Annotated in this window: 15 protein-coding genes; 10 read left to right on the top strand and 5 right to left on the bottom strand. The window is 56.3% G+C overall.

Annotation, left to right across the window (positions count from 1 at the left end; all coding sequences use genetic code 11):
- The 9 genes from AC1RO0_RS28850 to AC1RO0_RS28810 all read left to right on the top strand — a co-directional run bounded on the left by AC1RO0_RS28850 (position 1) and on the right by AC1RO0_RS28810 (position 18717).
- Positions 1-9597 carry an alpha/beta fold hydrolase gene (locus tag AC1RO0_RS28850; RefSeq protein WP_498595976.1) on the top strand — a complete coding sequence of 3199 codons (9597 nt, stop codon included), beginning with the start codon at positions 1-3 and terminating at the stop codon, positions 9595-9597.
- A gap of 816 nt (positions 9598-10413) precedes the next feature.
- On the top strand, positions 10414-11820 hold the full coding sequence (locus tag AC1RO0_RS28845; RefSeq protein ID WP_498595975.1) for a cytochrome P450: 1407 nt from the start codon (positions 10414-10416) through the stop codon (positions 11818-11820).
- A 227-nt stretch (positions 11821-12047) separates the two neighbouring features.
- Positions 12048-13307: a hydroxymethylglutaryl-CoA synthase family protein gene (locus tag AC1RO0_RS28840; protein WP_498595974.1), complete on the top strand. Its 1260-nt coding sequence runs from the start codon at positions 12048-12050 to the stop codon at positions 13305-13307.
- Positions 13304-14068, top strand: coding sequence for an enoyl-CoA hydratase/isomerase (locus AC1RO0_RS28835; RefSeq protein WP_498595973.1), 765 nt, complete (start codon positions 13304-13306; stop codon positions 14066-14068). The genes AC1RO0_RS28840 and AC1RO0_RS28835 overlap by 4 nt, the downstream gene beginning before the upstream one ends.
- Before the next feature lie 123 nt (positions 14069-14191).
- Positions 14192-14431, top strand: coding sequence for an acyl carrier protein (locus AC1RO0_RS28830; protein ID WP_498595972.1), 240 nt, complete (start codon positions 14192-14194; stop codon positions 14429-14431).
- Positions 14432-14441: 10 nt separating this feature from the next.
- Positions 14442-15665, top strand: a complete 1224-nt coding sequence (locus AC1RO0_RS28825; protein WP_498595971.1) for a beta-ketoacyl synthase N-terminal-like domain-containing protein — start codon at positions 14442-14444, stop codon at positions 15663-15665.
- Between the two features lie 28 nt (positions 15666-15693).
- Positions 15694-16851, top strand: a complete 1158-nt coding sequence (fabD, locus tag AC1RO0_RS28820; protein WP_498595970.1) for an ACP S-malonyltransferase — start codon at positions 15694-15696, stop codon at positions 16849-16851.
- A gap of 10 nt (positions 16852-16861) precedes the next feature.
- The gene (locus AC1RO0_RS28815) at positions 16862-17725 is read left to right on the top strand and encodes a 4'-phosphopantetheinyl transferase family protein (RefSeq protein WP_498595969.1); all 864 of its coding nucleotides are present in this window, start codon (positions 16862-16864) and stop codon (positions 17723-17725) included.
- A 47-nt stretch (positions 17726-17772) separates the two neighbouring features.
- The gene (locus AC1RO0_RS28810) at positions 17773-18717 is read left to right on the top strand and encodes an acyltransferase domain-containing protein (RefSeq protein WP_498595968.1); all 945 of its coding nucleotides are present in this window, start codon (positions 17773-17775) and stop codon (positions 18715-18717) included.
- Between the two features lie 86 nt (positions 18718-18803).
- Here AC1RO0_RS28810 and lpdA read toward each other — a convergent pair whose 3' ends face one another.
- The 5 genes from lpdA to AC1RO0_RS28785 form a co-directional block, all read right to left on the bottom strand.
- Positions 18804-20174 carry a dihydrolipoyl dehydrogenase gene (lpdA, locus tag AC1RO0_RS28805; protein ID WP_498595967.1) on the bottom strand — a complete coding sequence of 457 codons (1371 nt, stop codon included), beginning with the start codon at positions 20172-20174 and terminating at the stop codon, positions 18804-18806.
- Positions 20175-20179: 5 nt separating this feature from the next.
- Positions 20180-21487, bottom strand: coding sequence for a dihydrolipoamide acetyltransferase family protein (locus tag AC1RO0_RS28800; protein WP_498595966.1), 1308 nt, complete (start codon positions 21485-21487; stop codon positions 20180-20182).
- Positions 21488-22504, bottom strand: coding sequence for an alpha-ketoacid dehydrogenase subunit beta (locus AC1RO0_RS28795; protein ID WP_498595965.1), 1017 nt, complete (start codon positions 22502-22504; stop codon positions 21488-21490). It lies immediately after the preceding gene.
- Position 22505: 1 nt separating this feature from the next.
- Complete coding sequence (locus AC1RO0_RS28790; RefSeq protein WP_498595964.1) at positions 22506-23741, bottom strand: thiamine pyrophosphate-dependent dehydrogenase E1 component subunit alpha; 1236 nt, start codon at positions 23739-23741, stop codon at positions 22506-22508.
- Positions 23742-23980: 239 nt separating this feature from the next.
- Complete coding sequence (locus AC1RO0_RS28785; RefSeq protein ID WP_498595963.1) at positions 23981-25666, bottom strand: SAM-dependent methyltransferase; 1686 nt, start codon at positions 25664-25666, stop codon at positions 23981-23983.
- A gap of 47 nt (positions 25667-25713) precedes the next feature.
- Here AC1RO0_RS28785 and AC1RO0_RS28780 point away from each other — a divergent pair.
- A partial coding sequence (locus tag AC1RO0_RS28780; protein ID WP_498595962.1) for a hypothetical protein occupies positions 25714-25955 on the top strand: 242 nt, incomplete at its 3' end.

Below are 25955 nucleotides of genomic sequence, written 5' to 3'. Positions count from 1 at the left end.
ATGACCGACGATTTCAAAACCTTGTTTGACCAACTGCGAAATAGTGAATTCGATGAAGTCGAAGCAATTGGGCTTTTGGCGGATCTGCGTCAAAGGCTGCAACATGCCGCAGCCGGGGCCACCCGGCAACCATTGCTCGCAACCTTGGATTGGCAGGCGCAGCCTTCAACTGCACCGGCCGACGCGACGGATTTCGGGGCTCTCGATGCAGTGGTGCTGGTTTGTAGCGATGCCCGGAAATCCGCGGAATGGGCCGCGGCGCTTACTGCTCCAGGGCGTGTACCACGCGTGGTGCAGCTTCATGCGTCGGAGTTCCTCCTGTCCAGACTGGCACTTGCGGATAATCCGGACGAAGCCCTGGCTGGGCACGGAAATACTTTTAGAACCCTGGATGCCATCGGCGGAGGAAGCAATGTCGCTGTTCTCTTATTGGACGATATATATCCTCAGGTCGATGCACGTGGTGAGCCCTCGATCGTGGAGGGGCGCCATCTATATCTGGGCAGGCTGTTGTGGACTTTTGCGCTCATGCAGAACTTGCTCAAAAGGCGCTCTCTGGAGCATTGCCGTGTCTTGAATCTGGTTTCGCTTCGTCACGCTTTTCCCTTGGCCGCAGGACTGCAAGGGCTATTGAAGACCCTCGTCCTTGAGAGCTCTCGCATGGCTACCGGCACGGTTTGGTTGTCGGAATCCGACAGTGTTCAAACTCTAGCCAAACTGGTGGCGCAGGAACTGCGGGAGTTCGAACCCGGCCGTTATCAAGATATAGCCTGGCTCGATGGCCGACGTCACACGCGGATGCTGAAAGAGAGCGCTCGCTCTGATCTTCCGGTTGCAGGTGATCTGTTGGACGCGAATGACAGAGTACTGATCACGGGCGGTGTCGGTGCTTTGGGCAGGGCGATCGCCGAGCGTTTGACAAGCGAATTCGGCGTTCAGGTGGTGCTCTGCGGGCGTCGTCGCAGCGAAGAACTGGACATCAACGAGCGTGATTGGTTGGCTCGGCATTCCACGGTGCGCTACTTTTGCGTCGACGTAAGCGATCCCCGGCAGGTTGGTGAGTTGATGGCGGATTTGCGCCGTTCCCACAAGACGCTCGCGGCGATTTTCCATGCCGCTGGTAGTGTGGACGATGCGCCGTTCGTTCATAAAACACTTGTCTCCGCGCGTGCTGTCCTATCGCCGAAGGTGTTGGGAAGCTACTGGCTCGACTATTACGCAGCGGCGATGGATGTTCGTTACTTCGTCTGCTTTTCATCCACTGCGTCTTTGATGGGTAGCGCCGGCCAAGCGGATTATGCAAGTGCCAACGGCTTCATGGACGAATTTTGCCGGATCAGGCAGTCGTCGACGGCGCTAGGCGTGGACGACGATCATGACGGTTGCAGGTATGTGAGCATCAATTGGCCATATTGGCACGAGGGCGGGATGCGCGCGGACGCCGAGCGGCTCAGCCGATTGACCGCGCATAGCGGCCTGGAAAGCCTGGACATATCAAGTGGTTGGGAAAGCTTGCTACGCGTAATGGCACGTCCGGAGCCGCAAGCTGTGGTCCTGCCTGGTGACCATGTAAAGCTGCGGCAAGTTTTCCTGTCGTCGCAGGCGATTGAAGAAACACGGCGCGCGCCGGTTGACCGGCTTGAATTGCCTCCAGTGACCGACGGCGCGGGTGCGATCGGTGTGGCGGATCTGGAACGGGTGCTGCGCGAATTGATTGCGAAGACCTTGAAAATGGATGAGGCTTCCATTTTCGACGACGAAAGCTTTAACAGCTATGGCTTCGATTCCATTCTTCTGACCGAGTTGGCATCGGCCATCAATCGCCGCTATCCTCAAATCACCCTGGACGTAGGGGTGTTTTTGGATCACCCCACCTTACGGGAATTTGCCGATTGGATGCGGATCCGGCTCACCGAAGGGCATGACGGCGAACAAGGCGATGCTTTTGATGCCGCTGCAACCGAGATGCTAACAGCTGTTGACGATGTAAGCGATGCCCTGCTGGCCAAGCTGCGGGAACTGGCTTCCAAGATACTGAAGCTGCCTCTTGAGGAACTCGACGCGCATACGCCTTGGTCGAATTTCGGTTTCGATTCCATCAATCTAAACGAATTCGCCGCGGAAATCGGCCGCGTATTCCCGACAATTCCGATTGGTGCCGATCTGTTTCTGTCCTGTACGACCCTGGCAGAACTGGTCGAAATACTGGACAGGCACGAACCCATTCCGGATATCAGGGTCAGGCCTCTTGAACCGCCTGCTCAGCCGAAACATGTCTGCGTTGCTCCTGTTCGCGCAATCGATTCCACAAGGGTTGAAGCCGAGGGCGATACGTTGGAAGTCGCGATCATCGGTATCGCGGGACGTTTTCCTGCTGCGGCCGATCTCTCCGAATTCTGGCAGAACCTGATCGAAGATCGCGAGGCGGTGACATCCATTCCGCCGAATCGCTGGCGCTGGCAGGATTATGCTGGCGACCCTCGCCAGGAACAAGGCAAGACGGATTGCCATCACGCATCGTTCCTGACAGGCATCGATAAATTCGATGCTCCCCATTTCAACATTTCCCCCCGTGAAGCGGAGTTAATGGACCCACAGCAGCGTCTGCTGCTGGAGTGTGCCTGGGAGGTTTTCGAAAACGCAGCCATCGATCCAGGTTCCGTGCGGGGACAAAAGGTGGGCATGTTTTTCGGTGCGGAGAAGAGTGATTACCTGTCGCTGATCGTCGATGCGAAGGTCGATATGGATCCGTATATCAACACGGGTAATGCCCTTGTCATGCTTGCCAACAGGGTCTCTTATTTCTATGGTTTGACAGGGCCGAGCGTGACGTTGAATACGGCGTGCTCCAGTTCGTTCGCAGCCATTCATGCTGCCATCTCCAGTCTGCACAATGGCGAGAGCGAGATGGCATTGGCGGGCGGCGCCAATATCTTGCTCAGTCCGGGGTTGTTCGTGCTCAATCGTAAGATGGGCATGCTCACCGCCGATGATCATATTAAGCCTTTTGACAAGGACGCTTCCGGGCATCTGTTCGGCGAGGGACTTGGGCTTGTGTTGCTGAAACCTCTGAAACGGGCCATCGAAGACGGCGATCCAGTCCATGGTGTCATCAAGGCCATGGACGTTGCGCATGGCGGGCGTGGTCGGTTTCTGACCACGCCCCATGCGCCATCTCACGAGGCCTTGATCCGCCAGGTCCTCGAGCGGGCCGATACGACATTGGAAGAGCTCGACTATCTCGAAGCGCAGGGCAGCGGGGACCAGGTCACCGATCGCATGGAGTTAGCTACGTATCACTCCCTGCTTAGCGGCCGTTCCCGCTCCAAGCCCCTTCCGATCGGCAGCATCAAGGGGCATACCGGCCATTTGGGGGCGGCCTCCGGGGTGACCGCTTTGATCAAGGTGCTGTTGTGCCTCAACCACAACCGTCTCCTGCCGATCCTTCATCATCGGCAGTTGAATTGGCAGGAGGTCGATCCTTTTGCGGGACGCTTGCTGACATCAGGGGAGGAATGGCGGCCGAAGATCATTGCCGGAGAGACGGTGCCACGAATGGCGGGGCTGCATAATTTCGGCTATGGCGGCGTCAACGGCCATATGCTCGTCCGTGAGTTTCTGAAGCCTCGTCATCAGTCCAATGATTGGCCCGCTGCGGCCAGAGTTTGGGTCTTTTCGGCGCGCACCGCCGAACAGCTCAAACAGACGGTTGCACGTTTCTGCCGCTATCTTACCGAGGGCGGGCATCGGCTTTACGGTCAGCATCGCCCCAATATCGAGCAGATTGCCTATACGCTTCAGATCGGCCGCCAGGCGATGGCGCATCGTCTGGCGTTGACGGTGGATGAAGCGCTGTCCGACCAGCGGGCATTGGATGAAGCAGGTCCCATACAGGCGCGCCTGCAAGCCTGGCTAGACCAGGGGCAATTGGGCGAGAGCATGTGGCACGGCGTGATTTCTTCCTCCAATCCGGCGGCGAAGGACGATCGCGCGGGGAGCGGCAGACAGGATCATCCGGCAAGGCTCGCCGAACGGTGGGTGGAAGGAGCGTGGATTGACTGGGCAAGTTGCTACGTCGATGCGCGTCCGGCAAGGTTGAGCCTGCCTTCCTATCCATTCGCTCCCACCCGTCACTGGGTGATCTCGACGGTGGGAAGCAAACCTGACGCGGCGCGGATACCATCGCCGCCGGTCCTGCATCCCCTGTTGCACAGCAACGTCGACACCGACCAGAAGATACAGTTTTCAAGCACCTTCCATGGTGATGAAAGCTTCTTCCAGGACCACCGCGTCCAGGATCTGAAAACGCTGCCGGGAGCCGCCTATTGCGAGATGGCACTGGCTGCCGTCGCGTCGGTAACGCCTGAATCTGTCCGTCGATCCATTGGCTATCGACTGGAGAATATCGTCTGGACCAAGCCGCTCACCATCTCGGACCGGTCGGTTCAGGTCAGCTTCATCATGGAGCGGGAAAGCCTGTCAAAAAGCGCGCCGATAGGCGCTGTCGGCGTGGATGGGCACGATGCATTTCGTTTTTCGATAAAAAGTATCCAGGATGGTTCGGGCGAGGTGTTGTCGCATGCCCAGGGGATGGCCTATCCGGAAGCCAGGGGTGCGATAACGCGACCAGCTCTCGTCACGATCAAGCGGTTGCCCGTCTATACAGACGGGATTCGAGTCGACGGCGCCAAGCTCTACAGCTGGTTCCGCGATCTGGGTTTCGCTTACGGCCCGAGCCATCAATGCCTCGGTGAACTTTTCTACAATGAGGACGAGGTGCTGGCGCGCTTGCAGCTGCAGGGTGTGTTTGAGCAGGAGGCGCAGGAATTTATCTTGCATCCGGGCTTGCTCGACGGAGCGTTGCAGGCATCCATCGGATTCAGTGTTGCAGCTCTGGAAAGAGGGGGCGGTATTTCCGCCGATTCTCCGATCCCGTTCGGGCTGGAGCGTTTGCGTAATTATCGCACTGAACGCGTCACCCAGGATATTCGATGGGTACGCTTACGCAGGCAGAAAGGGATGCACGCTAGCCCGGTGATGAAGCTCGATATTGATCTGCTCGACGGCGACGGTGCGATCTGCGTCAGTCTTGAAGGGTACAGCGCGCGTCAAGGAAAAGTCAGCACTTTTCGTGTTCCCAAGCGCGCGGCTCCATACGGCGGCGGGGTCGGTTCAGAAGCAACCTCACTTGCGCCTTCGCGTGCCGGAAGCGGAGAGCATCTTTTTCCGTGCAGCTTCCAGCAGAGCGACGTCTATTTGCTCGATCACCAGATCGATGGAAAGTTCCTTCTGCCCGCGATGGCCTTGATCGATCTTGCCCGACGAGTAGCGCATACACTGCCTGCCAAGCCGGACGCAACGGCGTTGCGTATCAGCCGCGCGACTTGGCACAGACCTTTCTTCGTGGAAAAGCAAGGTCGCTGGGCCGCGCTGCGGCTCAGCGAACAGGGGGATGCGTGGACGCTGGCGTTAGAAAGCGATAGTGCCGATACAATAGTCCACGATGCATCGGACGCGGTGGCATATGCGCAATGCGAACTGGCTTGGACCGAAGTCGAACCGCGCCTGCACGCATCGATGGCCGCGGAAGCGGAAGGGCGCACATATCTGAGGGCGGAGGAACGATCGCGCCTGCTGCTGACCGCGCCAATGACCGAAGCTGAGGAGGAGGCGTCGCTCTTGAGGGCTATCGAAGTTGTCGAATGCTCCCGAGATGAACGTGCCATGTGGCTAACGCTTGCGAGCCCTGGTAAAAACACAGGGATAGCGCCTGCATTGACTGTGACGACCTTCGGTTTCCTCCTAAGTATAGTCAAGATATGTGGTGAAAAGTACGGCCCGCAGGGGCTCGCTGTTCCCTATAGCATGGAAGATTGCTTGCTCTATCGAGCGGTTCCGAAGCGGGTAAAGGTCGCCATCATCGAGGCAAATCAAGCAAAGGGATCAAGATACCGCCGGTACGACATCTGCGTCACAGATATGGCCGGGGTACTCATCATGCAGATCACCGGCTTGGTCATGGTGTTGCTGGAGAACCAAGCGGATGCCGGACAGTCTTGGTCGCCGGTTGCCATTCCGTCCATCGTGGACGTCGACAACGGCGTAGCGCAAGTCTTGCATCAACAGATACGAGATCTTATCGGTAAATTGCAGAGGATTCCGCCTGATAGTATTGGCTTGGATGACGATCTCACGCTTTTCGGGCTGGATTCGTTCAGCTTCACCGAGCTATCCAATCGTATGAACCAACAGCTCGGCATCAATACGATGCCGACCGTGTTCTTCGAGCATGGGAACCTGCGTTCATTGGTAGAGGGTTTGTTACGTCAGTATCCTGAGCTCGATATCGGTGCCAGGAAGAAGCTGGAGGAAACCCGATCGGATGTTCCGCCAACCGTTTTCAGTCCCCTTGCAGGAAAGCGGGATGGTGTGAGGACATCCGTACAGGATGCGGAGTCACCACCTAGAAAGCCCGTCCACACGCCTAAGCGTGACACGGACGCCATTGCCATCATCGGCATGGCCGGGCGTTTCCCGGGAGCCGACAATCTTGAGGACTTCTGGAAAAACCTGGCCGATAACCGTAATTTGGTCGGTGAAGCCCCTCCGCTCCGCCGAGATCAGCTAAGACTTCGCAGCGGCGAGCGAGGGAGCGAGGAAAAAATAGGCCGCGCGGGGTTCCTTTCGGACATCACCGGATTTGATGCGGAGTTTTTCGATATCCAGGCTCCAGAAGCGTGCCGTATGGACCCGCAACTGAGGCTATCCCTTGAGACCGCCTGGCATTTGCTGGAGGATGCTGGTATCCCGGCTAGCCGGCTGCGCGGCAGCGATACCGCGGTCTATATGGCGGTTTCCTCCACGGATTACAGGACATTGTGGTTACGCGAAAAGGGTCTCGATGATCCTGGCAGGGAAGAACAACTCCCTTACATGATTGCCAACAGACTCTCCTACGCCTTCGATCTTCGCGGCCCCAGCGAGGTTATCGATACTGCATGCTCGAGTTCCTTGGTCGCTCTGCGCAGGGGGGTGGAGAACCTGCGGCAAGGGCAGTGCCAACTGGCAGTCATTGGCGGGGTCAATGTCATCGCCTTGGCGGAAACCGTTCCCAACGCGAGCGGTTCCGGTTCGCTGAGCGAGGACGGTTCTTGCAAGTCCTTCGATGCAGACGCGGACGGTTATGGCCGTGGCGAAGGGGTGGGAATGCTGTTGCTGAAGCGGCTCGAGGATGCAGAACGCGACGGCAACCGTATTCACGCCGTGATCCTAGGCACAGAGCAAAATCACGGCGGGCACACTTTGTCTCCCACTTCGCCGAGTTCCGGCGCGCAAAAATCGGTGTTGGTAAAGGCCTATCGGGAAGCCGGGGTGCAGCCTAGCCAGGTCGGCTATATCGAAACCCATGGCATCGGTACGCTGATCGGCGATACGATTGAATGCGAGGCGCTATGCCAGGCTTTCACGGATTTGCATGGACAACAGGCTGGAGCGCCGGACCCGGCAAACTGCGCTCTAGGCTCGGTAAAGAGTAACATCGGCGACTTGGAAGCAGCAGGCGGTATCGCCGGCGTAATCAAGGTGGTCCTGATGCTCCGGCATCGGAAGATCCCGGGCAATCTGCATTTGCAGGAAACCAATCACCGTCCGGAATTGGACGGTAGTCCATTTTACCTGGTGCGTGAGGCAGCGGAGTGGTGGCCCGTCGTCGATGAGCAAGGCAGAGTATTGCCGTTGCGAGCAGGCGTCAGCAGCTTTGGTCGCGGAGGCGTCAACGCGCATGCTATTCTGCAGGAATATCTTCCCGCTGAAGAGAAGGTAGGTAGTCGCGATGAGGTTCGGCTCACAGAACATGCCATCGTCCTGTCCGCCAAAAGCAAGAAAGCACTGGTCGCTCAAGCTCTTGCTCTGATGAGCTATATTGAGGATGCATTGGCAAATGGTATTGTCGCCGCCGTTACCGAACGGGAATGGCTGCACAATATTGCCTACACCCTGCAGGGCCGTCGCGAAGCCTTGATCTGGCGTTTCGGCGTTATTGTGGGATCGCTGAGGGAACTACAGCAGCAGCTTCAAATCTTTGCGAAAGGGTTAGGACTAGCGGACGTTGAGTCCGGCAATTACGGAGTTTCCAAGGTCCTTCACGTTAATCGGTATTTTACCGACGATGAGGACATGCAGGCGCTGGCGGGGCGGTGGCTCGCCAAAGGCAGAGTGGATAAATTGTTGATGCTCTGGATGGATGGAGCCCCGGTTGATTGGGACATGCTCTATCGGAACCGGCCAGCCGCATTCGTGGATTTGCCCTTGTATCCCTTTACCAGGAGGTCATTTTGGCTCGACGGTGGCGATGAAGGCAGTAGCCTCCCCCTTGCGGAAACGGATGATGCGCCGAAGGATACCAGCGATGCCGTATTCAATCAGAAGCCAATCGGTGATGCCGTGAATGAGCGTGTGCGCCGACTATTAGCTGAGGTGCTGCCGGCGCGGGGCATGGATCTGAACGACCTCACTCCTTTGTCAACATTGAAGCTCGACGCTTCCAACGCGATCGAGTGCATACGACGGATAAACGAGCTGTTTGGTCTAAGCATGACACTTGGATCGTTTTATCAGCATTCGACAGTGGGAGATTTGTGCTTCGGCGTGCGCGGGCTACTGCGACGGCAGGATAAGGAGCCGGTCAGGGATTATCCTGTTTCCGATCCCGTCAGCGCGGCTAATTTCAACGACTACTATCGGATGGCATTCGGCTCCGTCAAAGCGTTTAAGAGCGAGCTTGTCGAGCTTGCGGGGAATGTGCGGCTTGAGGTGCTGCACAATATCGACAAGCGGAAGCCGCTTTTGGTTCTCCTGCCGCCAATGGCCTGCCTCGGCACGATATGGCTACGTCAGGTACAATATTTCGCCAAGCGATATTCCGTCATCATCTGCCATTACCCTGGTCATGGGCTTAGCAGCGGTTTAGATACATTGGAAGATAGCGAGCAGGGTGTACAAAGTATTGCCAAGCTGATCTGGGCGCTGTTGGATCACTACCGCTTGCATTCTCCCGCGCATTTGGTGGGGTGGTCGATGGGCGGGTTGATAGGGCAATGCATGGCGATGGAGCAACCCGGACGAGTCGCGACTTTGACGCTGGTGAACTCCGTGGCGCCCTCGATCGACAATGATCAAAGGGGGGTCAATGACGCAACGCGTGAGCTGGTCAACGAAGTTGCAATCACGTTGAAACCAGCCATAGACGAGTATTTCAACGGTGATTTCAAGGCGATAAAGGCCTGCTACGACCTAACGGTGTTCGATGCCTATCTCCAGCTCGTGAAGCAGACGCAGACGTCGAATGCGCTTGATAAATTCGTCTTTCCAGCACTTGTTATCGCGGGGGAAGAAGACCGGGTCATCACGTCCGATGCCTCCAGACGGTTGTATTTGCGGTTAAGCAAGGCGTCCTTCCACCTGTTGGACGATGGGGGGCATTATCTTCCCGTGACACATGCGGATTGGCTCAATCGATGCCTGGAACAGCATTTGGTCGGTGGAGATTCGAAGCATCAGCTTGCGCGAGGGCGTGAGCGTAGCGACGACGGTGATTGATCAGGGCCAGCATGTTAGATTTGGATAGAGAACCAAGGTGAACCCGTAATTTCGGGAAAAGAATTCCCGAGCTCGCGTTATAAACGGGTGCGATGCGCTCGGCTTCACGGACGCCCGCAGCTTATCAACATGAGTAGCCGAACAAGACTGCTCGGTCGCGCTCATATTATTTGCGTCGGTTTCCAACTTGAAATTCTGGAGTAGTGACGTGGTCGTCTACACTGGAGGTCACGAAGATGGCGCTTGATTTGGCCAGGAGCATTTTGTGCAACCTGAAAGTCGCGTGAGTTTCTGCTTCACAGGAGCAGATATACCTCGAAGAAGCCTGCTGCTCCATCAGCCGTCCCCGACCCGGGCATGAGGCACCTACGGCAAATTGGAAGCTGCCAGCACGAAGGTGGAGAGGAGCAACAGATGAGTGGGTACTACCAAGATATATAAATTTCCGATGGCGATGCCCCCATGTTCGGTTTGCCGTTTGTGAGAACCTCCAACGTAGTTTCCGTGGAGAAGTGCCCTTTGTTCGTCCATGGAAAGCCTATCATAGATTACAGCAATCGGAGCAACGTGGCACCAACTCCTCAAATCAATTTCCGTGTTCTTCGCGTTAATCCTATCTCTGGGTGTGAATAACTCGGTGCGGTACCTCTGGAACTTTTCCCAGATGCTGGATGCGGTCAAAACAATAAGAATGAGCCCAATGAGATCTCTGTTCCGCTGCCGACGATAGGCATCGACAACGAGATTCGAAGTTGTCGACGATGCGAGACCGATCGTCGATTGATTGGATGAACAATTCTTGCGGGAGCAAAGATTATGAAAATAAGTGCTGCTGTACAGAATGTTTCTTTGGATGCCGGTAGCGATCGCCGCGGGGCTTATCCCGATGTCTCGACACGATTATCTCAAATACCGGGAAAGAGTGGATTTTTCTCCGCCATTTCGACGGCGATGGCGATACGACGTGACGGTGTCGACTACTTTGTCAAGCAGCGGGAAAATTACGGTGACATCTATCGCGATTGGTTAGGCCCGGACCACGTGGTAGTGGTGACGAGTCCCGATATCATCGGCAGTATTCTGCGCAACGAGGACCGGGCCTGGTCTACGGGGATAACCGTTGGCAAGACAACCGAGGGTTTAAGTTCGCATATTCCTGCCTGCAGGCTTGGAAACTCGTTTGGTTTGGATCTTGAGCATCATGACAGCGCGGTAAAACTAGTGCGGCATGCTTTCAGTAGAATTGCTCTCCACGGCTACCTTTCGACAATTCAAAAGAGCTTCAACGAAGATATTCAAAATTGGCGCATTCATAAAACGATCGGCTTCAAGAAAGAGGTACATCACATCCTTTCAAAGCTGTCAGCCAGACTATTCCTTGGCGTCGATGACAAGAGTGAATCGAACAGGATACGGGATACGACGGACGCCCATTGGAAGGCGTTCACGTCGATCATTAAAAGTCCGGTCCTCAACCCCAAACGTAGAAGAGCTGTTGAGCTCAAGAGAGCTTTGCGCAGCCAGATTCTTTCGTTGATTCCCATCAGGCGAAAGAGGCCGGGCACTGATGTCCTGAGCTACTTATGCAATCTGGATGAACAGCCTGGGGAGCGGGACGACGAGCACCTTATAGACCTTCTGTTCGGCGTCATATTTCCGTCCTTCGATACAACGGCGCTTGGCCTTTCCAGCATGTTCTATCTGCTCGCGACACACCCGGAGTGGCAAGAGCGTGTGCGGTCGGAAGTATGGTCACTACCCGACGATCTCAATCTGGACGATCTCCAGAAGATGGAGGTTACCGAGTGGGCGTGGAAGGAAACGTTACGCCTCTATCCCGTTTCACCGGTCGCGCAGCGGACGTCGCTGAAGACGCAAACCTTGGCCGATCACAAGATTCCTGCCGCCACTCTCGTCACTCTATCCATTGGTCAGCTGGGTTTTTTGCCGGAGTACTGGGAGCATCCCAAGCGTTTCGATCCGGAGAGATTTTCCCCGCAGAGAGCGGAGGATCGGGGGCATGAATATATCTACATGCCGCTTGGGCATGACCTTGATCGATGCACAAGTGCTCAACTTTCATCGATGGAAATGAAGTTGTTATGCATCGCTATTTTGAAGCGCTACAGAATAGAATTGCAACACCCTTACGATGCCAGGCATAAGCTCGCGCCGTTGGGGTCGGTATCCGGAGACATCGAACTCAAATTGAATAAGTTGTGACCCATGGTGACGGTTTAGGTCTTTTCCCAGACTGGTTTTCCCGTTTTGCGGGATGGGCGAAGAGCGATGACAGCCATCCCTTCCTCGAGGGCTCATCGGTGGTTTTTGCCAGCGCAAAGCGGTTCTCGCATCTCGTCCGATGACGATCACATGCATTAGCCATCCGGTAGTATCGGCCGAACAATACCGTTGCCACCACAACTCCTTCAGGTTGCGAGATAAAGAACGTGAACACAGTTGGAATCGAAGCTATGAATGTCTTTGCTGGCACTGCCTGCTTAGACGTGGCTAAGTTGGCCAGACACCGCGGCTTGGACATGAGACGGTTTGAGAACCTGTTGATGCGGGAGAAAACCGTCGCATTGCCCTATGAGGATCCGGTAACCTTCGCCGTCAATGCGGCCAAGCCGTTGTTGGATTCATTGACGCCTGAGGAAAGAGACCAGATCCGGATGGTCATCACCTGCACGGAATCGGGAATCGATTTCAGCAAGTCGATGAGTACCTATTGTCACGACCTGCTTGGGCTAAGCCGCAATTGCCGTCTCTTTGAGATCAAGGGTGCGTGTTACTCGGGCATTGCCGGCTTGCAGACGGCGATCAACTTCGTGCTGTCGCAGACTCGGCCCGGTGGAAAAGTGCTGGTTCTTGCCACGGATGTCTCACGCTTCATGGCGGAGGAGGGCGATGAAGCGCCATCGGCCGACTGGTCATTTGCCGAACCCAGCGGCGGTTCCGGGGCTGTTGCCATGCTAGTGAGCGATCAACCTCACATATTTCAGATCGACGTCGGCGCGAACGGCTATTATGGCCATGAAGTGATGGATACCTGCCGGCCATCTACGGACACCGACAGCGGCGATGCAGACTTGTCGTTGCTGTCGTATCTCAACTGCTGCGAGAACGCTTTCCTAGACTATCAAATGCGCGTCACCGATGCCGATTTCGTGGGAACTTTCGCGTACCTTGCTTATCACACGCCATTCGGCGGCATGGTCAAGGGCGCGCACCGAAACATGATGCGGAAATTAGCTAAGGCCGCGCTAGCCGACATTGAAGCCGATTTCCAGCAACGCGTCATGCCGGGTGTGACATACTGCCAGCGCGTCGGCAACATCATGGGTGGAATGGCTCCCCTGTCTCTCATCAGCACGATTTGTAACGGCGACTTCACCATCCCCAAGAGGATCGGAGTATTCTCCTACGGCTCAGGCTGCTGTTCCGAGTTCTTTAGCGGTGTAACTCGGCCAGAAGGGAAGCGCCGTCTTCAGGAGCTGAAAATCGGCGAAAATCTGGGGCGCCGCCACGAACTCACCATGGAGCAATATGAAAATTTGCTGCGGCGGAGTCGGGAGATCAAATTCGGAACCCGTGACCTTGTTGCGGATACCAGCTTCATTCCCGACGCTCGAAGCGCTCTCGGGAAGCCAGTTCTGTTTCTCAAGAGCGTCAAGGAATTTCACCGGGAATACGAGTGGGTATTATGACGGAAACTTACCGGAACCTTCGCGTCCGTTTTGAGGACGATGTTTGCTTCGTGCAGATTTATCGTCCGGACACCAGCAATGCGATCGATGACCATCTAGTTATTGAGATTATCGACGTTCTGGATCAATGCGAGACTGCGGTGAAGATACTGGTGCTGGAAGGGTTGCCGGAGGCGTTTTGCCTAGGCGCCGACTTCAAGCAACTACAGTTTGGCGACACTCCAACCCCGCAGAATCCCGGACCGCTTTATGATCTGTGGTATCGGTTGGCCACCGATCCGTATGTCACCGTCGCGCATGTGCGTGGCCGCGTCAACGCCGGCGGCGTGGGCTTTATCGCTGCCTGCGATGTGGTGCTGAGCGAGGATAAAGCCAGTTTCAGCCTGTCTGAATTGCTCTTCGGCCTGATGCCCGCCTGCGTATTTCCGTTTCTCGTCCGGCGCATCGGTTTTGCCCGAGCGCATTATTTGACGCTGATGACCCAACCGATTCCGGCGCGACGAGCGCTCGAATGGGGCCTAGTGGATGCGTGCGAGGAAGACAGCGCAAATCTGCTGCGCAAGCATCTGTTGCGCTTGCGTCGCCTGAGCAAGGACGCAGTCGCGCGCTACAAGCGCTACGCCGTTGCTCTTGACGATAAGTTGATCACGTCTCGTATGCCGGCCATCGCCGCAAACATCGAGGTGTTTGGAAACTTGGACAACCTCAAAAACATCGAACGTTTCGTGGACACCGGTAGGTTTCCCTGGGAGGTGGCGTGATGCTCGAGCAAATCATCGGCATGGCATCAGGCATTCCATGCGAACAGGCCTGCGTGTCCGAGAATGTTTAGCAGGGGCAACAAAGATGCCTTCATCAGTTAACGGACAATTGGAGCTGATATTATGAGCCAGGACCAGATCTTCGAGATTATCGTTCGTCACACGCGCGAAGTCCTTCCCGATTTGGACGAGTACGTGTTCAAATCCACCGATTCGCTGCGCGATCTAGGTGCCAATTCGATCGATCGCGCCGACATCATCATGATGACGTTGGAGTCGCTATCGCTGGATTTCCCTCTTGTCGAGATAGCGAGAGCCCAGAGCATCGGTGAACTCGCCGGCATCATCCATGCGAAGTCCTGAGCGACCCGGATTGATCGTCAGCGGCCTCGGTGTCGCCTCGGCCATCGGGCAAGGCCAGACAGCATTCGCCACGGCTTTGCTGGAGGGGTGTCACGGCTTTGACCTCATGCAACGCCCCGGGCGGCGGTTACCGCAAAGCGACGATGCGCCGGCGGCTTCATTTCTCGGTGCGGAGATCAAGCAATTGATGATGCCCGAGACTATACCCTCGGCCTTGCTGCGGACGGCCTCGCTTTCCGGGCAGGCAGCGCTGGCGGTTTTGCACGAGGCTTGGCATGACGCTTGCCTCGATGAGGTCGAGCCGGACCGTATTGGTCTTGTGATCGGCGGCTCCAATGTCCAGCAGCGTGAGCTGACGCAGATCCACGATGCCTACCGGGAGCGGGTGAGGTTCTTGCGTCCAACTTACGCGATGTCGTTCATGGACAGTGATCTGTGCGGTCTATGCACGGAAGCTTTCGGGATTCGCGGTTTTGCCTACACCCTGGGTGGCGCGTCCGCCAGTGGGCAAATGGCTGTCCTGCAGGCGCTGGAGGCGGTGCAAAGCGGGCGCGTAGATGTCTGCATAGCGATGGGCGCTTTGATGGATATTTCCTATTGGGAGTGCCAGGGCTTCCGTTCGATTGGTGCGATGGGGTCGGACCGCTATGCTGACGAGCCCGCGCTGGCCTGTCGACCTTTCGACGCCGGCAGCGATGGCTTCATCTACGGCGAATCCTCCGCCGCGGTGGTCATCGAGCGTGCCGATACCCCCCGGTGCTCCGACGTTGCGCCTTATGCGCGGTTGTCGGGATGGGCGATGGGTATGGACGGCAACAGAAATCCCAATCCCTCGCTGGAAGGCGAGATTGCGGTTATTAGAGGCGCACTCGAGCGCGCTGCTCTAACGGCAGACGACATCGATTACATCAATCCACATGGTACCGGCTCGACAATCGGCGATCCCATCGAGCTGCAAGCGTTGCGCGCATGCGGTCTTGGCCATGCCTATATCAACGCCACCAAGTCTGTGATCGGGCATGGATTGAGCGCCGCTGGCGTGGTGGAACTGGTGGCCGTGCTGCTGCAGATGCGCGCTGGGCGGTTGCATCCGACGCGCAATCTCGAGTGTCCCATCGAACCGGACTTCAACTGGGTGCGACAACGGGCTGTATCGCATCCGATCGAAAACGCCCTGAACCTCAGCATGGGTTTTGGGGGCGTCAACACTGCCGTGTGCTTGAGCAAATATTAGTCATCCATTCATTCCTGGAGGTGATGTTATGAAGGTAGTCATATTCCCCGGCCAAGGTTCCCAAGCCCAGGGCATGGGCAAGGAGCTGTTCGACCACTTCAAGGAGCTGACGGAGCGCGCAAGCGACGTCCTTGGTTATTCCATCAGGGAGCTTTGCCTGGAAGATCCGCGCGGAGAACTGAACAACACAGGTTTTACCCAGCCGGCGCTCTATGTCGTCAACGCGCTTTCCTACTACAAGCATTTGGAGGGGAAGGCTTCTGCACCAGACTATTTGGCCGGCCACAGCTTGGGAGAGTACAACGCGCTGCTTGCGGCCGGATGCTTTGATTTCATCACGGGCCTGAAATTGGTCAAGCGCCGTGGCGAGTTGATGGCACAGGTCTCCAATGGAGCCATGGCCGCGATTTTGAATGCAAGCAAAGAAGACATCGAGCGCATCCTGAGGGAAAATGGCCTGATCAATGTGGACTTGGCCAACTACAACACACCCTCGCAGATCGTCATCTCGGGTCTGGCCGCCGAGGTCGCTAAGGCCGAGCCTTTGTTTACGCAGGGTCGGATGCGCTACTATCCACTCAATACGAGCGGTGCTTTTCATTCCAGGTTCATGCGGCCTGTGAAAGAGGAGTTTTCCGGCTTCCTGAAAACGTTCAGCTTTGCCACGCCGAAGATCCCGGTGATTTCGAATGTTTCAGCGCGTCTCTATGACGGCGCTGGGATCGCCGAGGGCCTGGCCGATCAGATCGCCAGCACGGTGCGTTGGTCAGAAAGCGTACAATACCTGCTTGCGCTGGCAGCGGAACGCGGCGATAGCGCCGTGTTCGAAGAGATGGGACATGGCGATGTGCTTTCCCGCCTCGTGCATACCGTCAAACAGCAGACCTCGCCATCGGAGCTATCGGAAATCGTCGTTCCGACTGAGGCCACGAGGCCGCCGACGGTCACGGCTGCCGCACCCGTCACGGATACCGAGGGGAGATCGGCCGGACTCGCGAGCGCGGCGGAGAAGGTCGAGGCGTGGAACAGGCGCTATATGATCGGCACCAAGGTGAGGTCCAAGGTGGTGAACTATCCGGCTCTGGAAACACGCACGGAGGCAATCTTGCTGTTTGGTCATCGGGCTGCCGTCTACATGAAGGGCTATAACGGCTATTTCGATCTGGACGAGCTGGCGGTGCTCTGAGTTACAATAGATGTTTTCGGAACCTGTCATCACCATCGGAGAGCTTGGTACCCGCTACGTCGACATCTGGTTGTCATTCTACGACGAGATTACCGATGACGCGCTACTGGCACACCTGCGCAGTTTGCTGAGCGAGAAGGAGTTGCTGCAGGAGGCGCGTTTTCACTTCGCCGATGACCGGAAGCGCTACCTGGTTACGCGAGCTTTGGTGCGTAGCGTGCTCTCCCGTTATGCGCCGGTGCACCCTGCGTCCTGGGAATTCTGCGTCAATGCCTACGGACGTCCGCAGATCGCCCCCACGCATGACGATGAAGCTCAAGGGCTGCGTTTCAATGTATCTCACACCCGAGGCCTGATCGCGCTGGGCGTGGCGCGTGACAGGGACGTGGGGATCGATGTCGAGCATCTGACGGTGCGAGACATTCCCGCGGGCTTGGCAGAGCGCTGGTTCACGCCAGAGGAGGTGACTGAACTCAAACGGACCGAGTGTGGACGCAGGCAGGAAAAATTCTTCGAATACTGGACGCTCAAGGAAGCCTACATCAAGGCGCGTGGCATGGGTTTGTCGATACCATTGAACCAGTTCAGCTTTTGCTACCCTCAGCCGGAGACCGTTCGCATCGCCATCGGCCCGGAGCTTGCCGATGATCCTGCGCGCTGGGCCTTCTGGCACTACCGTCCGGCCGTATCCTACCTGCTCGCGATTTGCGCTGAGCGCCTTGACGGCGTGGTGATGGAGTTGCGCATACGCAGATGCGTGCCCACGACTGGCGATCAGATACTGGCATTGCGTCCGCTGCGATCTTCGGAACCAGAAGCCTCCCTTTATCGCTCGCAAGCCTGGATATCCGGGCCTTCAGTCCTCGCTCTTTAATCGCCGATATTCGAAGCCTATCAGCTTGCCTGAAATGGGAGCCTTTCATGCAAAAAGTCAAAACGGTATTCATGTTTCCAGGGCAAGGATCGCAATATCCTCAAATGGGAAGGCAGTTGTTCGACAACCACAAGGTCTTTCGTCATTGGATGGAGAGGCTGGATCGCCCAGCCCGCGGGCTGGTCGGCCGATCCATACTTGAGACGATCTATTCCGCAGGCAAGCATGAGATACTCGATCGCACATTATTCACACATCCGGCCATCTTCATGGTCGAGTACGCGCTGTCGCAATGTTTGCTCAGCGAGGGGATCGAGCCAGATCTCACGTTGGGTGCCAGCCTCGGTTCGTTTGCTGCCGCGGCTCTGGCCGGCCACCTGGATTTTGAGGATGCCTTGGCGGCCGTCATCCAGCAGGCCATTGCGTTCGAAAACACCTGTGCACGCGGTGGCATGATTGCCGTCCTTGCTGGGCGAGAATTACTTAAGCAAAGCGTAGTTTTTGATCTGGCTGAATTCGCTGCGGACAATTTCGCCACTCATTTCGCAATCGCAGCGCCAGATGCGAGGCTCGGCGATATCGAGGCCGAGTTGCGTTCTCGCGATGTTGCCTATCAACGGCTACCCGTGTCTTTCGCCTTTCATTCGCAATGGTCCGAGCCGGCTCAATTCCCCTTCGAGGCTTTCATGCGTTCGATACCGCGCAAGCGGGGTGAGTTGCCGGTCGTTTGTTGCGAGCAGGCCGCGATACTGGACATCCTACCCAACGATTTTTTCTGGCGCGTGGTGCGCGCTCCTATTCGCCTACGTGATACAATAACGAAACTGGAGAAGCATGGTCCCTGCCGTTACATCGACGTCGGCCCCTCCGGTGTGATGGCGACGTTCGCGAAATACATCGTCTCCCCAAGCGGCAAATCTACGATGCATACGATCTTGACGCCCTACGGGCAGGACCAGCAGAATCTGACTGCATTGCGTAAAGTCTATTGATCTCTACCATGTGCATCCATCCTGCTGGAGGCGCCCATGAATAGATCGAGGCGCTGGTATGTCTAGGGCTGCGCCCGACGTTGCTTCTATCCGTGCAGGGCTTGTCTCAAACCTTTCAATGCGGCTTCCTGGATGTTCTCACCCAAGGTGGGATGTGCGTGGATGGTTGTTGCGATATCCGTCAGCGTCGCGCCCATTTCGATTGCAAGGCTGAGTTGGCCAGCCAGCTCCGAAACACCTGCGCCGACAGCCTGAATTCCCAGGACAAGTTCGCTTTCAACGTCGGTAACAAAGCGAACAAAGCCGTCGCTTCGTTCAAGTGTCATCGATCGACCGTTTCCAGAAAAAGGGAAAACCGAGACTTTTGCACTTGGGGCTGCTTGGGGTATGAGCCCGACGGAAACTATTTCCGGATCCGTAAAGCAGACCGCGGGGATCGATCGCTTGTCCCAGCTCGCATTTTTGCCTGCCAGACGTGCCGCGACCAGCTGGCCCTGAGCCATTGCTCTGTGCGCAAGCATAGGCTCGCCGCTCACATCCCCGATAGCATAGACGCCACGCATGGACGTTGCGCATTTCGAGTCAATTTTGAGGTAGCGCCCCTGCATGTCGAGCCCCAGTGCTTCGAGGCCAGTCATGTCGAGAGCAGGCTGACGGCCCACCGTTACCAAGATCTTGTCGCAGGGAATGTTCCGTTCGCCGTTTGCGGTCTCGATAACGAATCCGTCTTCGGACTGCCGTTTCGCTTTGGCATTGGTATGAACTGTAACGCCGAGCCTGCTCAGCCGTGCCGCGACCGGCTTGGAGAGTTCAGCATCATAGTGCGGAAGAATTCTATCTTCGGCCTCGACGATCGTAACCTTGGAACCCAGCTTCGCAAAAGCGGTTCCGATTTCCAGGCCGATATAGCCGCCTCCGACGATAACGAGGTGTTCTGGTCGTTCCGTCAACTCAAGTGCCTGCGTGGACGAGATCACACGTCCGCCAAACGGCAGATTGGGAAGTTCAGACGGTCGGGAGCCCGTGGCGATGACGAGATTTTCACATGTGATCCTGAGGACTTCCGCCTCGGTGGCAATTTCTACCGTCTTGCCGTCGATGATACTAGCGTGCCCCTGGACGGTTCGGACATTCGCCTTCTTGAGAAGGCCTCCAACACCATCCGTCAGCTTCCGGATGATGCCATCCTTCCAGGCGACTGTCCTTAGAAGGTCGATGTTTGCCCCGCTCGTGGAAATGCCGAGTGGTCCCGCCGGTGCATCGCAGATCTTGTGGAACTCATCCGCAGCATGGATGAGTGCCTTTGAAGGGATGCAGCCCACGTTCAGGCAAGTGCCGCCCAGAGCTTTCGCCTCAACGACGATCGTATCAAGGCCCATCTGCCCGCAACGTATGGCGCAGACATATCCACCTGGGCCGGCGCCGATGATCAGGACGTTTGTTCTTTCCAGCTTCATTGCCTCTACCGCCCCATGAAGATAATCGCCGGGACCTCGAGCAGGGACTTCATCCGCTGCACAAACCGCGCGGCATCCCAGCCATCGATTACACGGTGATCGAAGCTCGCCGAAATATTCATCATCGTTCTCGGGATGAATTGTTTGCCGTCCCACATCGGACGAACTGCCATCTTGTTTATGCCGAGAATGGCAACCTCAGGGTGATTGATGATGGGGGTGGTGGCAATGGCGCCGAGGGCGCCAAGCGAAGTGATCGTAAAGGTCGATCCGCTGAGTTCTTCTCGTGTGGATTTTCCTGTCCGCGCCGCTTCGGCAAGGCGGGTTATTTCCGTCGCCGTCTCGTACGGATCGAGGGCTTCGGCGTGGCGCAGTACAGGCACGACAAGACCGGCTTCCGTCATTGTGGCGATACCGACATGCAGCGCCGAAAACCGCGTGATATAACCGGCATCGTCATCGAAGTGGGCATTCATTTCCGGATGTTCCGCCAGCGCCTTTGATAAGGCCGCTGTGATGAACGGAAGCATCGTCAACTTTGGCTTGCCGCCTTTATCCGCGTTCAGTTTTGAGCGAAGCGCTTCGAGCGATGTCACGTCTACTTCTTCGACGATGGTAATGTGTGCAATGCGGCTGTTGGCGAGAGACATACGGTCCGCGATCCTGCGGCGCAGGCCAATGACCTTTATTTTCTCCTCGCCGCGTCGTCTGCGTTCTTGAATTGGAAATGCTTCCCTCACGCATGAGCCGGTCGACTGAAAAACGCGGTCGAGATCGTCATGCGAAATACGCCCGGCTGGACCTGTGCCTGCAACACCACGGAGATCGATGCCGGCATCTCTTGCACGGGCCCGAACGGATGGTGACGCGAGCGGAGGCTCCCCTTCCGGTCTTGGCGCTGAAGCATAGGCAGGCACAACTGCGGATTTTTTTGAGGCCGGATCATTCGCTTTGTGGTGCGACCTGTTGTCGTCGACTGCAGCCGTGCATGTCGCATTTCCCGGTTTGGAAGTACCCGCAACCTCGGGCGCAGCCGCCAACCGCGGCGCTGTCAGGGATGCCGCTATGTCGTCAACGACTTCGATACTGACAAGGCTGGCACCAACGGCGACGGATTCTCCCGGTCGGCAAGCCAACGCGAGAATTCTGCCTTCATAAAGGGAGGGGATCTCGACCGTTGCCTTTTCAGTCATCACGCTGGCGATAATGTCGTCTTCTCGAACAGTTACACCGACCGCGACGTTCCACTCCAAGAGCTCGACCTCGGTGATGCCTTCTCCGATATCCGGAAGCTTCACTGAAAGGATGGTCATTTACGCCTCCTCCATCGTTTTCGTGATGGCGCGCGCGATCCGTTCGGGGCTGGGGAAGTAATCCCATTCCTGCGCCATTGGATATGGAGTATCCCAACCAGTCACGCGAAGGATGGGTGCCTTGAGGTGCCAGAAGCAGGTTTGCTGGATTTCCGCAATCACTTCGGCGCCAAAACCGCTGGTCCGGGTTGCCTCATGCACCACCAAGCAGCGTCCGGTCTTCTTGACGGATGCCTCGATGGTTTCGAGATCGAGCGGAAGCAGCGATCTGAGGTCGATAATCTCGGCATCAATCTCCGTTGCTTTGACTGCGGCTTCGGCGACGAAAACCATGGTTCCATAGGCAAGTATCGTAATGTCCGTCCCCGGACGACGGACAACGGCCTTACCGATTTCGATGCTGTAGCGCCCTTCGGGAACGTTGCTTGCCGGATGTGATGACCAGACGACCGATGAACCGGAGTGGTTGCCGTAAAACGGCCCGTTGTACAGACGCTTGGGTTCCAGGAAGATAACGGGATCCGGATCTTCGATGGCCGAGATTAGCAGCCCCTTTGCGTCATAAGGTGTGGACGGAATGACAACTTTGAGACCGGCGACATGGGTGAAGAGAGCTTCCGGGCTCTGACTATGCGTCTGCCCGCCAAAAATGCCGCCACCGGTCGGCATCCGTATGACGAGCGGACATGTAAACTGTTCGTTGGATCGATGCCGGATTCTCGCGGCTTCTTGCGTGATCTGGTCGTAGGCAGGATAGACGTAGTCTGCGAACTGGATCTCGACGCACGGCTTCATGCCTTGGGCAGCCATTCCAACTGCGAGCCCGACAATCGCGCTTTCGTTGATGGGCGTATCGAATACCCGTTCTTCGCCATATTTCGCCTGCAAGCCGGACGTGCAGCGAAAGACGCCACCGAAATAACCAACGTCCTCGCCGAAGACGATGACGTTAGGATCTTTTCCAAGCATCACGTCCATGGCGTCGCGAAGTGCTTCGATCATCGTCATGGCGGGCATGTCAGTATCCCATCTCTTGGCGTTGGCGACGCAGGTGTTCCGGTACGTCGGCGTAAACGCCGCGGAAGAAGGCGGAGGGGGAGAACGGTTTCGGATTGACGAAAGTCCCCTGTGCCTCGACTGCTTTCTGGATCTGAATGACCTCTTCCAAAATCTCAGCTTCTGTCTGAACATGGCGTTCCTCACTCCAGTGGCCATGTCTGATCAGGTAGCTCTTCAGTCGTTCAATCGGATCGCCGAGTGGCCACGCCTTGGCCTCATCTTTGGGCCGATAGGCGGACGGATCGTCGGATGTGGAGTGGGCAGCCACGCGATAAGTGAACCACTCTATGAGAACCGGACCAAATCCTGATCGAGCCCGCTCGATAGCCCAGCGAGACACCGCAAGGACAGCAAGATAATCATTTCCATCCACGCGAAGCGCCGGAATGCCATAGCCCAATGCGCGGGTGGCGTAGGTTTTACCCGCACCCGAAGCAACGGCGGTATAGGTCGAGATTGCCCACTGATTGTTCACGACGTTCAAAATGACGGGGGGCTGATAGACCGATGCGCTCAGCATGCCGCTATGGAAATCATTGGTGGCAGTAGCGCCATCGCCAATCCACCCGGCGGCGATCTTGCCGCATTTCCTAAGTGCGCACGCCATTGCCCAACCGACGGATTGAACAAACTGTGTGCCGAGGTTCCCGGATATGGTGAAATAGCCAAAGTCTCGCGCTGAATGCATGTTAGGCAGCTGGCGACCCTGGATGGGATCAGCATGGTTGCAATAGATCTGCCCCATCAGATTTTCCAACGGATAGTCGGCGGCTACGAGCAATGATTGCTGGCGATAGGTCGGAAAATTCATATCACCGGGCTGCAACTGCCTTTGAAAGCCGCATCCGATTGCCTCTTCGCCGGTGCCTTGCATATAAAACGACGTTTTGCCTTGGCGCTGTGCATTGAGCAGCCGTTTGTCGACCGTGCGTATCCGAAGCATATCTCGCAGGCCAAGGCGCAGCTGATCCGGGGTGACATCTTCAATGCGCTTAGCCCAGGGGCCGACAGCTCGGCTTTCGCTGTCCATTATGCGGATCAAACCCTCCGCATAAGGTCGTGAATCATCTGCGTTCAAATCATGTGGTGGTACGTCGTAACTGCCCGCCTCCGGAATCTCGATCCTTGAAAAATCTGGCAGATCATCAGGGCGCGCCGGCGGATGTGAATAGTTGAGCCTAACTGCAGTATTCATTTGCGGGCATCCTCTTAGCTGCGTCAGGTGGGATCACCAATCGTCGATCGTCATGTTTCGGCTGATTTTCTGGATATGCGCGGCGAGCGGCATCGGATTTGTAGAGAACAATCAGGACTCGGTTGCGAAGTAATTTTCAATGTCTTGACCACGGCGTTCGAAAGACATTTCTTCACCTAGACCGTGGCTAATGGCAGAGGCGATCGGAGCCTCCTGTGTAGAACCATCGTCCAACGACTTCACACTCGTGCGCATATGCACCGCCAAAGGGACCCACTTTGCAGACCGTCCTTGCGGCGCGAAAGATAACGCGAGTTGATTGCTTCCGGCCCGGGGTCGTCAATATGTCTGAAGCCGAGTCCCTTGAGTCGTTGCCGCAAATGTTCCGGTTCAAAGCTCGAAAGCCACGGTTCGCCCAACGCGGCGATCTCCTTTTCGGCAAGGTCGACGACGAAGCGCTCGACTGGGCCGAGATGCGATGCCGGCACACGATAGTCGAAGGTGATGCTGCTCCCGGCAGGTTGCGACGCCACGAACGAAAGCGTATCGAGTACAGCCTGAGGCGTCAGGTAGACGGTAACGCCCATCCAGCAAAAACATGCTGGTTGGTCTGCACGAAACCCTGCGTCAGTAAGCCTCTCTGCGAGCCTGTCGTGCTCGAAATCTACAGATACGAAGGTCACAGAGTCAGGCAAAATAATTCCGGCGGTTTCCAAGCATTGCCGCTTCCATTGCTGAGTGGATGCATGGTCCACCTCGAATACTCGTAGGCCGGCTTCTGCATGAGGGTTGCGATAAGCAAATGTATCCAAGCCAGCACCCAGCACCACATATTGGCGTATTCCTTGAGCCACCGCACGAGCCAGTTCATCCTCAGCGAAGCAGCTGCGTGCAACAAGAAACGCCCTGGACCCGCGAGATATGGGGTCATTCATGCTAAATGGATCTTGCCGCAAGGCGGTCTCTGTTTCGGGCCCAAGGATTCTTAGAGCAATTGGATCAGACAACACGATCGGTTCATCAAGCAGCTGATGTACCGCGCGTAGCGAAGCTGTATTCAGTGCGGAGCGACTGGGTTCACCGCTGCGAAGGATATTTTGGAATTTGGGGGGCATAAGTGGAGTGATATGAGAATCTTGGAATAGTCCGGTTTGAGTTCGGCCGCTTGCTGTTGACAATGGATTGTCGGCTTGGGTCCTGACCACCTCGAACACGGCCGACGGATTCTCAAACGGAAAGAAATGTCCGTACGGAAATGCCGATCTTGAAAACGGTCCTCTGGTGTATTGCGCCCAGGCCGACAATCCATTGTCATCGGTTAGCGGGTCGAATGATCCGGCCAGAGCCGTGATAGGAGCGGCAATTTGCTCGATCCGATCCGGTATCCAGTCTTGTCCAAGCTTGAGATCCTCGCGAAGCGCCACAGAATAGAGGCGCCATATCTCATCATTGGCAAGTACTTCAGCAGGCGTTCCGCCAAGTTGCTTCGTCATTTCTCGAAGATCTTTGTCGGAAGAGCAATGGAGATCTTTGCGAGTGGACTGCGATGGGGCGACGCGGCCCGAAACAAACAGATGTTTGATTGGCTTCCTGCCAGCCTGCTCAAGCGCTAAAGCGATTCCGAAGCCGATGAGAGCGCCAAAGCTGTGACCAAATATAACAAGATCGTCTTCGTTACCTTCGGGCAATGCATCCGCTATGGCACCAATTGCGTCTCCGAGTGTAGGAAACGGTACCTCTGAAAATCGCTGTTCCCGACCTGGCATGCAGATCGAGATCACCTCGGACCATCCGGCCGTAAGCGAAGGTCCTAATCGCTTCCATATTGAAGCACCGCCGCCAGCCGGAGCACATAGCAGCAACCGACTGCCACCGGGGCTACCCCCAGGCACACTAATGAGCAAATCGCGAGAGTTATTTTTCATTTCTGGACAGCAGTCCTTTTCGGAAGCGAATTGGCAATTTCCAGTCTTTGAGCGGCTTTTATCTAAGCCACACCATCAGCAGCGGCTCACAACAATATTGGGACATTCTTGTTGTTTTGACCGCGCGCTGCATCTGGGAAAAATTCCAGATATACGATGTCATGCCGATATTAGTCATACTCAAGGAATTTGGAGCGGCAACCGTAACCAAGCGCGTACGTTTCCATATGGGCTTGAAACAGATGTGTTTTGTCGATCCACAGCAGTCCGTGCCACGCTCGCACACAGT

The organism is Rhizobium sp. GW821-FHT14E12 (assembly GCF_058803745.1).
The sequence above is the reverse complement of the archived record's forward strand: the minus strand, read 5'-3'. Positions and strand labels throughout refer to the sequence as shown.